5 protein-coding genes and 1 pseudogene are annotated in these 9,241 nt (G+C 74.4%); 3 read left to right on the top strand and 3 right to left on the bottom strand.

Going from position 1 to position 9,241, the window contains the following annotated elements; translation table 11 throughout:
- On the bottom strand, nucleotides 1-440 hold a 440-nt coding region (locus tag CWIS_RS18905), incomplete at its 3' end, for a hypothetical protein (protein WP_197080821.1).
- Between the two features lie 559 nt (nucleotides 441-999).
- Entirely contained in the window at nucleotides 1,000-2,742 is a 1,743-nt protein-coding gene (locus tag CWIS_RS10415; RefSeq protein WP_304413441.1) for a GMC oxidoreductase, read from the bottom strand.
- Nucleotides 2,743-2,910: 168 nt separating this feature from the next.
- On the opposite strand from CWIS_RS10415, the gene CWIS_RS10410 reads away from it, so the two are divergent.
- Nucleotides 2,911-3,501, top strand: a complete 591-nt coding sequence (locus CWIS_RS10410; RefSeq protein ID WP_048343223.1) for a protein-L-isoaspartate O-methyltransferase — start codon at nucleotides 2,911-2,913, stop codon at nucleotides 3,499-3,501.
- Nucleotides 3,502-3,693: 192 nt separating this feature from the next.
- Nucleotides 3,694-7,608 (top strand): S8 family serine peptidase, encoded by a 3,915-nt coding sequence (locus CWIS_RS10405; RefSeq protein ID WP_048343222.1) that lies wholly within the window; start codon nucleotides 3,694-3,696, stop codon nucleotides 7,606-7,608.
- Nucleotides 7,609-7,751: 143 nt separating this feature from the next.
- Here CWIS_RS10405 and CWIS_RS10400 read toward each other — a convergent pair whose 3' ends face one another.
- A complete protein-coding gene (locus tag CWIS_RS10400; protein WP_048343221.1) occupies nucleotides 7,752-8,282 on the bottom strand; it encodes a ribonuclease H in 531 nt (176 codons plus the stop codon).
- A 261-nt stretch (nucleotides 8,283-8,543) separates the two neighbouring features.
- Here CWIS_RS10400 and CWIS_RS19405 point away from each other — a divergent pair.
- Nucleotides 8,544-9,241 (top strand): annotated as a pseudogene (locus CWIS_RS19405) (peptidase S8); the annotation flags it as partial.

Genomic DNA, 9,241 nt, shown 5'->3' with positions numbered 1-9,241 from the left:
GAGGCGGCGTCGTCGGAGGGCGTCGTGGCCGAGCCGTCGGCGCCGCGCTCGGTCGCGGCGGTGCGGTCGGCGGTGCGGTCAGCGGTGCGGTCAGCGGTGCCGTCGGCGGTGCCGTCGGCGGTGCGGTCGCCGCTGCGGGACGGGGCATCGGCGGACCGCGCCCGCAGGACGCCGGCCTCGTCGAGCAGGTCCTCGAGCTCGGCCGTCGCGGCGTCGAGCTCGTCGAGCGTGTCGTCGTCGGGGCTCACGACCTCGGCCGCGTCGGTCGCGGCGCGCGCGGTCTGCACGGCGTCGAGCGCGGCGTCGGCGACGGCGGCTCGCGCGTCGCGCATCGCGGTGCGGTCCTGCTCGTTCGCGGCCGTGCTCTGCGAGACGAATCCGCCGAACGCCGCCGTGAGGGCGACGACGACGAACCCCTTCGCCAGTCGGCTGGGGGTCATGCGGGTGGTGGGGCGCGTGCGAGTCCGCTCTGCTGCCGCGTGGCGGCCGCCTCCGGACGTACGCCGGCGCTGCGGCTCGTCAGTCATCGATCTCCACGCTAAGGAGCGTTCGCGGGATGTCCAGGTTGAGATCCGTCAAGGTCCTGCAAGGCTTGACCGGCGCAGTCGCACATGTCCGACACAACGCCCAACCGGGCAGCGATCAGGCGGCGGAACGCCTCCCGAGCGACCGACGGACGTCCCTCCTGGTCACGTCCCGAATGCGCGCCGAGGGCCCTGCGGAGCACTTTCCGCATACCGGACACGGGCTCGGCGCAGGCCCTCGACGGCCGTCTTCACGTCTCCGACACACAAGTTCACCCGCTCCGACGAGGCTGTGACAGCGACCACAGGAGCCGCGACACGCCGTGCTGACCTGCGCAGACCGGACACGTCGGACGAATCGTGCACACGCTTCCATGTCGCCGACACCCGGAGCGCCGCGGCCACCGGCACGTGCACGAGCGTCGGGTGCGGTGAAGGACGGGTCTGGTGAAAGACGGGTGCGGTGAAGGACCCGTCAGTGCCTGGGCAACGCCGCCGGGGCGTGCGCGGGCACCACGGGTCGCGCGGGCGGTACCGGCGCCAACCGCACGTACGGCTCGCCGGGTCGCGGCCGCGGGTCGCTCTCGCCCCGGTTGGGCCACAGCGCGCACGCGCGCTCGGCCTGGGCGGCGATCGTCAACGACGGGTTCACCCCGAGGTTCGCGGAGATCGTCGACCCGTCGAGCACGTGCAGCCCCGGGTAGCCGTGCACGCGGTGATAGGGGTCGACGACGCCGTCGGCCGCGGAGCGCCCGATCGTGCAGCCGCCGATGAAGTGCGCCGTCATGGGCACGTCCACCACCTCGGCCACGCTCGAGGCGGGGACCCCGCCGAGCTGGCGCGCCATGGCGCGGTACGCGTCGTGCGCCTGCGGGATCCACGTGGGGTTGGGCTCGCCGTCGCCCGGCGTCGAGGTCAGGCGCACGCGCCCGCGCCAGGTCCGCCGCGGCTGCACGACGATCGAGGCCGCACCGGTCTGCATCACGAGCCCGATCACGGTGCGCTGCGACCACGAGCCCAGGCCCAGCAGCAGCGAGCCCATCTGGCCGGGGTGGCGCAGGGCCGCGGCGCACCAGCGCCCTACGTGGCGCACCCGCGCACCGGCCGGTCGCTCGCCCGTCGTCGGGCCCGCGGTGAGCACGGTCGACAGCAGGCCCATGAGGTTGGACCCGCGGCCGTACCGGACGGGTTCGAGGTGGGTGCGCTCGTCGAGCCAGATCGACGAGGTGATCGCGACGCCGCGGGTCAGGTCCGGCCCGGTCCGCCGGTCGCGCCACCGCGCGACCGCACCGCCGAGCGCCTCGGAGTTCGTGCGCGTCAGGTGCCCGAGCCGGTCGGACAGCGCGGGCAGCACGCCGTCGGCCTTGAGCCGGTGCAGCAGGTCCTGCGTCCCCCACGCGCCCGCGGCGAGCACCACCTGCCCGGCCCGCAGGGTCCGACAAGTCCGACGAGCAGTCCGACGGGCCGTCCGACGAGGACGCCGACGGCCGGTCGCGACGACGTCGACCTCCCACGTGCCGTCGTCGGCCGGGCGCACCGCGGTCACGGTGGTGAGCGGCACGACGCGCGCGCCGCCGCGCTCCGCGAGCGGCAGGTAGTTGGTCTCGAGCGTGTTCTTGGCCCCGAACCGGCAGCCCGTCATGCACGCGCCGCACTGCGTGCAGCCCCGGCGCTCGGGCCCGACGCCCCCGAAGAACGGGTCGGGCACCACGGTCCCCGCCTCGACCCGGCCCTCGCGCCCGAACACCACGCCGACGGGTGCGCGCCGGTACGTGCCCGCGACTCCGAGCTCCTCGGCGGCGCCGCGGACGACCTCGTCGGCCGGCGTCGTCGCGGGGTTCTCGACGACGCCGAGCATGCGCCGCGCCTGGTCGTAGTGCGGCGCCAGCTCGGCGCGCCAGTCGGCGATGCCCGCCCACTGCGGGTCGTCCCAGAACTCGTCACGCTCGGGCTCGTACAGCGTGTTGGCGTAGACGAGCGAGCCGCCGCCCACCCCGGCGCCCGCGAGCACGAGCACGTCCGGCAGCGCGTGGATGCGCTGGATCCCGGTGCAGCCGAGCCGCGGCGCCCACAGGAACCGCCGCACGTCCCACGAGGTCCGCGGCAGCGTCTCGGGCGTGAACCGCCGCCCGGCCTCCAGGACCATGACGCGGTAGCCCTTCTCGGTGAGCCGCAGCGCCGCGACCGAACCGCCGAAGCCCGACCCGACCACGATCACGTCGGCGTCGAGGGCCGCGGTCGGGCCGGGGGGCGACGACGGTGTTGCGGGCCGGGGATCACTCACGCGCCTAGTGTCGGTGCTGAGGACGGCCGACCGCGCGCACGGCCGCGCAGCGGCGCGGCGGGGCGGGCGCGACGAGCACGACGACGGCCGGGTGACCATCGGATGAGCGAGGACCGGGTACGGGAGGCGCTGCGGGCGGTGCCGCGGGTGCAGTTCCTGCCGCGCGCGCAGCGGGCGCACGCCGACGAGGACCGCGCGCTCCCCCTGTGGCACGGCTCGACGGGCTCGCAGCCCAGCACGGTCGTGGCGATGCTGCGCCTGCTGGACGTCCCGCCGGGCGCGAGCGTGCTCGACGTGGGCGCGGGCTCGGGGTGGACGACGGCACTGCTCGCCTGGCTCGTCGGACCGGACGGCGACGTGCTGGGTCTCGAGCTGGACCCCGAGCTCGCGGTCTGGGGCGCGGCGAACCTCGCCGAGTACCTGGGGACCCCGGCCGGCGCCGGCCGTGCGACCCCTCGCGCGCGGCTCGAGATCGCGCCGCCCGGGACCGTCGGGCGCTCTCGCCCGGGCGGCTGGGACCGGATCCTCGTCTCGGCGGCCGCGCGCACGCTCCCCGACGAGCTCGTCGGGATGCTGGCCGACCCGGGCCGCCTGGTGCTGCCGATCCGGTCGACGATGCACCTGCTCGTCGTCGCGGACGGGCAGGTCAGCGACACGACGCACGGGTCGTACGCGTTCGTCCCGCTGCGCTGAGGGGCGCGCCGGCGCGCCGGTCCCCGGCGGGGCGTTCGACGAGCGCCGCCACCAATTCGGTCGTACCGGATGACGTGGGGCGTACCGGTCAGTAGCGTGCGTCGGGCGTGCGTGGTCTCCGCCGACGAGGGCAACGGTCAGCCCGACGGTCCCACGGACGCTCCGTGAGAACCCACAACTCCAGGGGTGCACATGTCACGCAGATCCGTCCTCGCCTCCACCACCGCGCTCGCGGTGGCCCTCAGCACCGCGCTCCTCGGCTCGTCGGCCACCGCCGCGCCACCCGGTCCACCCACCCCGTCCGACCATGGCATCGACCCCGCGCTCAGCAGGGTCACGCTCGACGAGGCGCGCAAGGCCGCCGGGATCGTCGGTGCCAAGGGTCGGATCACCGCGCTCGTCGAGCTCGACACGGCCGCGGGCGTCGAGGTCGCCGCCCAGGGTGCCGACGCCGTGCAGGACGCCGCCGCGCAGACGGAGGCCGTCGCGCAGGACGTCGTGCCGGCCGAGCTCACCGCGAAGAACGTCGCCAGCGCCGCACCGAAGCGGCTCGGCACCCTCACCAACCTCATCGCCGGGACGCTCGTCAGCGGCGACGCCGCCAAGATCCGGGCGCTCGCGTCGTCGGACAAGGTCACCGCGATCCGCCTCGTCGTCCCCAAGCGCCCGACGAACGCCAACACCGTCACGTTCACGCGTGCGCTGCAGGCGTGGCACGACACCGGCCAGACCGGTGAGGGCGTCTCGGTCGGCGTCATCGACACGGGCCTGGACTACACGCACGCCGACTTCGGCGGTGCGGGCACCGTCGAGGCGTACGAGGCCGCGTACGGCGAGGACGGCACCCAGCCGATCCCCGCGGGCTCCTACGACCCGGCCAAGTTCGCGGGCGGCTACGACTTCGCCGGGCCGCTGTACGACGCGAGCCTCGACGAGCCCGGTTCCACGGACGTCCCCACGCCCGACGAGAACCCCATCGACTCGCTGTCGACGTCCCCCAACTCGGGCCACGGCACGCACGTCGCCGGCACCGCCGCCGGCTACGGCGTCGACTCGACCGGCAGCACGTTCGACGGCGACTACTCGACGCTGACCGACGTCTCCGACTGGCAGATCGGCCCCGGCGCCGCGCCCCGCGCACAGCTGTGGTCGTTCAAGGTGTTCGGCGACATCGGCGGCTCGACCGATCTCACCGGCCTCGCGCTCGACCGTGCCGCGGACCCGAACGGTGACGGCGACCTGTCCGACCACGTCGACGTCCTGAACCTGTCGCTCGGCAGCGACGGCACCCCGGCCGACGACCCCGACAACGCCCTCATCGACGCGCTGACCAAGCTCGGCGTGGTCGTCGCGATCTCCTCGGGCAACGCGGGCGACATCACCGACATCGGCGGCTCGCCGGGCAACGCCGCGAGCGCGATCACGGTCGCGAACTCCGTGGGCGCCCCGGTGCTCGACGCCGTCAAGGTCACGGCCGCCTCCGACGCCTCGCTCGTCGGGAAGCTGTTCGCGGCGCAGAACTCGGTCGCGTACTCCGGGCCGGACGTCACCGCCCCGGTCGCCTACGTGGCGGCCGACTTCGACGGCTGCACGGCGTTCACCGCGGCGCAGGCCGCGCTCGTCGCCGGCAAGATCGCGTACCTGTGGTGGAACGACGACGACTCCGCGCGGCTGTGCGGATCGGCCGTCCGCTTCAACAACGCGACCGCCGCGGGCGCCGTCGGCGTGGTCCTGCCCACCGAGCAGGCGGTCTTCGCCGCAGGTATCGCGGGCAACGCCACGATTCCCGGCGCGCAGCTCACCAAGCAGTCGACCGACGCGCTGCTGCCGGAGATCGAGGCGGGCACGCTGTCGCTGACGATCGGCCCGGGCCTCGCGCAGTCGAGCAGCCAGGAGGGCGCGGGCGACCTGCTGAACGACGGCTCGTCGCGCGGCGTGCACGGCTCGCTCGGCATCGCCAAGGTCGACGTCGCCGCACCCGGCACCGGCATCCTGTCGGCCGCCTCGGGCGGCGGCACGGCGGGCCAGCTGCTGTCGGGCACCTCGATGGCCGCACCGCACGTCGCGGGCATCGCCGCGCTGGTCCGCGCCGCGCACCCGCGCTGGTCGGCGACCGACGTCAAGGCCGCCGTGGTCAACACCGCGACGCACGACGTCACCACCGAGCCCGGTGGCACCGGTCTGGCGTACGGACCCGAGCGGGTGGGCGCCGGTCGCGTCGACGCGCTGCAGGCCGTGCAGACGAACGTCCTCGCGTACAACGCCAAGAACCCGGCGCTCACGTCGGTCGCGTTCGGCGTCGTCGACGTCGGCCCGAAGACGGTCGTGCGCACCGCCAAGGTGACCGTGCGCAACACCGGCCGCACGCTCGCCAGCTACGACGCGTCGTTCGTCGCCGCGTCCACCGCGGGCGGCGCGAGCATCACGGTCCACCCGACGCGCGTCAACGTGCCGCCGGGCCGTTCCACGACGCTCACGGTCACGCTCAAGGCCGACCCGGCCACGCTCGAGCGTGACATCGACCCCACGTCCGCCTCGGTGCAGTCCGGGCTGCCGCGCGAGTACGTCGCGGGGCTGACCGGTCGGGTCGTCCTCGACTCGCGCACCGCCGCGTCCGACCTGCGCGTCCCGGTGCAGGCCGCGCCGCGTCTGGTCTCGCACCTCAAGGCCAAGGACGTCACGTTCTCCGGGACGTCCACGACCGCGGGCCTGGCGCTCACGGGCAAGGGCGTGTCCTCGGGCGGCTGGCAGTCGCTCACCACGCCCCTGATCCTCGGCACGACGAGCCCCCAGCTCGAGGAGGACCCGACGCTCACCACGTCGGCCTCGGCGCTCGCGTCCGGCGACATCAGGTACGTCGGCTGGTCCTCGACCGCTCCCTACGTCGAGGCGCTCGGCGCCGACCCGCAGGAGTACGGGCTGCTCAACATCGGTGTCGCGACGCAGGGCGACTGGGCCTCGCTCGGCCAGGCCGTCATCCCCGTGATCGACACCGACGTCGACGGCGACGGCACGTACGACCTCGAGTCGTACGTGTGGAAGCTCGACCCGTCGATCGACCTCACGGTCGTCTCGACGTTCGACCTGCACGCACCCGCGTCGAACCCGGCGGTCGACATCGAGCCGATCAACAACGAGCTCGGCGACGTCGACACGGGCGTGTTCGACAACAACGTGCTCGTCGCGCCGATCAGCCTCGGTGCCGTCGGCATCGAGCCGGGGGCCACCCCGACCGTCACCGTCTGGACGTACTCGCCGTACGGCAAGGACGACGTGGTCGACGAGGCCGAGCCGTTCACGGTCGACCCGTACGCCCCGCCGTTCTGGTTCGAGAACGACCGCGACTCGCTCATCTCCACGAACGGCGCCGGCGGGGTCACCATCCCCGTGCACCGCTCCGCGAGCGCAGCCTCGGCCGAGCTCCTGGTGTTCCAGCACCACAACGTCGCGGGCAAGCGCGTCCAGGTGGTCAAGGCGACCCTGCCGACCGCCACGACGACGACCCTGTCGGTCGTCGGCGGGACGTCGTACGGCGAGAAGGCGCTCCTCAAGGCGAGCCTCACGCCGCCGTCGGCGAAGGGCACCGTCGCGTTCCGCGACGGCACGCACCTGATCGCCGTCGCGGACGTCCGCCGCGGCGCGGCCACCGCGTCGGTGCAGCTCGGGCTCGGCGCGCACTCGATCACCGCGTCGTTCGTCCCGGCGAGGGGTTCGACGTTCCTGCCGTCGGTGTCCGCGGCGGTCCCGGTGACGGTCGCCAAGTCGGCGACGACGACGAAGGTCACGGTGACCGGTGCCTCCGTCCGCTCCGGGGCGTCGGGTACGACGAGCGGCGGCGGCAAGCCGTACCCGGGCGGTCCGGGCGCGTCGCAGGCCGTCGTCACGGTGACCGGCGCGACCGCGGCCCCGTTCGGGACGGTCACGCTGACCGAGGGGACGAAGGTCATCGGTACCGGCACGCTCAAGGTCCAGCGCCTCACGGGCACGGTGTCGATCGCGCTCCCGCGTGATCTCGCGCCGGGCCCGCACACGCTGACGGCGAGCTACGCCGGCAGCAAGTCGACCGAGGCCTCGCAGGGCTCGGTCACGTTCACGGTCCGCCGCTGACGCGGTCGCCCTGACGAGCACGCCCTCGGCGGGGCGTCGTGGCCACGGCCGCGGCGCCCCGCCGTCGTGCCGGGCCCCGGCCCGGGCGTTCGCGCGACGAGCCGACTCAGAAGACGAGACCGGTCAGAGGAGGACGAGCCCGCTCAGAACAGCGTGTCGACGACGAGCCCGCGCGCAGCGGGCTGAGCCGCCCCGTCGGGCCGGGTCGCGGCGTCGGCGACGGTCGTGGGCCGCGGGAGGAGCCCGTCGCGGGCGGCGCGCGCGGCGATGCCTGCGAGCTCGTCGGCCCGCTCGTTGAACCGGTCCCCGCGGTGCCCGCGGACCCACGTGAACGTCACGGGGCCCGAGCGCTCCGCGATGGCGCGGTCGATCGCCTGCACCAGCGCGAGGTTCTGCACCGGGCCGCCGCCCGCGGTGCGCCAGCCGCGGCGCCGCCACCCGTGCACCCACTCCGACGAGCACTTGATCGCGTACTGCGAGTCGGCCTCGATGCGCAGCGGCTCGTCGCCGGGGTGCGCCCGGACGGCCTCGAGCACGGCCATCAGCTCGGCGATCTGGTTGGTGCCGGACGTCTCGCCGCCGCTGGCGCTCGTGCCGTCATGGTTGGCCCAGGCCCACCCGATCGCACCCCCGGGGTTGCGCAGGCAGGAGCCGTCGGTGCTCACGGTGATCATCGCCGACCATTGTCGGCCACCCGGACGCGCACGGTCGTCACCGTCCACACCTTCGTCGTCGCCCCTGTTCAGGGCGTCGTCGCCGGGGCGAGATGTCCACCCCTCGGGATGTCGCCGCCATCTCGCCGCGACTTCGTTGCGATCAGGTGAACTCGCCCCTCGATCGTCCTACTGGTCAGTAACGTGCGCCCCACGCTCCGCACCGCGCCCTCGTCGAGATCGGGTCGCGGGGCGCCCCGAGGGATACACGAAGGGACACGCATGTCACGACCAGTCCGGCGCTCACTCCTGGCGTCCACCACGGCGGTGTCGGTCGCGCTGACCAGCGCGCTGCTCGCCACGTCCGCCACCGCGGCGCCTTCCGACGCGGGGCCGGCCGCCTCGCGCCTCGACCCCGCACTGTCCTCGACCACGCTCGCCGAGGCCCGCAAGCGCATCGGCGTCACCGGTGACGAGGGCCAGATCACGGCCCTCGTCCAGCTCGCGACCGACGCGGGCGTCGACGTCGCCGACGAGGGCGCCGACGCCGTCCTCGAGGCCGCCGCGGCTGCCGAGGACCTCGCGGCCGACGTCGTGCCGACCGAGCTCACCGCGAAGAACGCGGGCTCGGCCACGCCCAAGCGCCTGGGCACGCTGACGAACCTCATGGCGGGCACGCTCGTCACCGGCGACGCCGAGAAGATCGCGGCGCTCGCCGCGTCCGACGACGTCACCGCGATCTACCGCGTGGCGACCAAGCGGCCGTCGAACGCGAACACGGTCGACTTCACGCGCGCGCTCGCGACGTGGCAGGACACGGGCGAGACCGGCGACGGCGTGAGCATCGCCGTGATCGACACGGGCCTGGACTACACGCACGCCGACTTCGGCGGCGCGGGCACCCTTGCGGCGTACGAGGCCGCGTACGGCGACGACGGCACGCAGGCCGTGGACCCGGCGTGGTTCGACGCGGCCAAGTA

Source organism: Cellulomonas sp. A375-1, from assembly GCF_001040865.1.
GTDB lineage: Bacteria > Actinomycetota > Actinomycetes > Actinomycetales > Cellulomonadaceae > Cellulomonas > Cellulomonas gelida.
Note: the sequence above shows the minus strand (reverse complement) of the source record. Positions and strands in the feature narration are given on the sequence as shown.

Bases quoted from the DNA above. Each gene is read 5' to 3' on its own strand.
- CWIS_RS10410 (WP_048343223.1), top strand. From the start codon at position 2,911: ATGAGCGAGGACCGGGTACGGGAGGCGCTGCGGGCGGTGCCGCGGGTG.
- CWIS_RS10405 (WP_048343222.1), top strand. From the start codon at position 3,694: ATGTCACGCAGATCCGTCCTCGCCTCCACCACCGCGCTCGCGGTGGCC.
- CWIS_RS10400 (WP_048343221.1), bottom strand. From the start codon at position 8,282: ATGATCACCGTGAGCACCGACGGCTCCTGCCTGCGCAACCCCGGGGGT.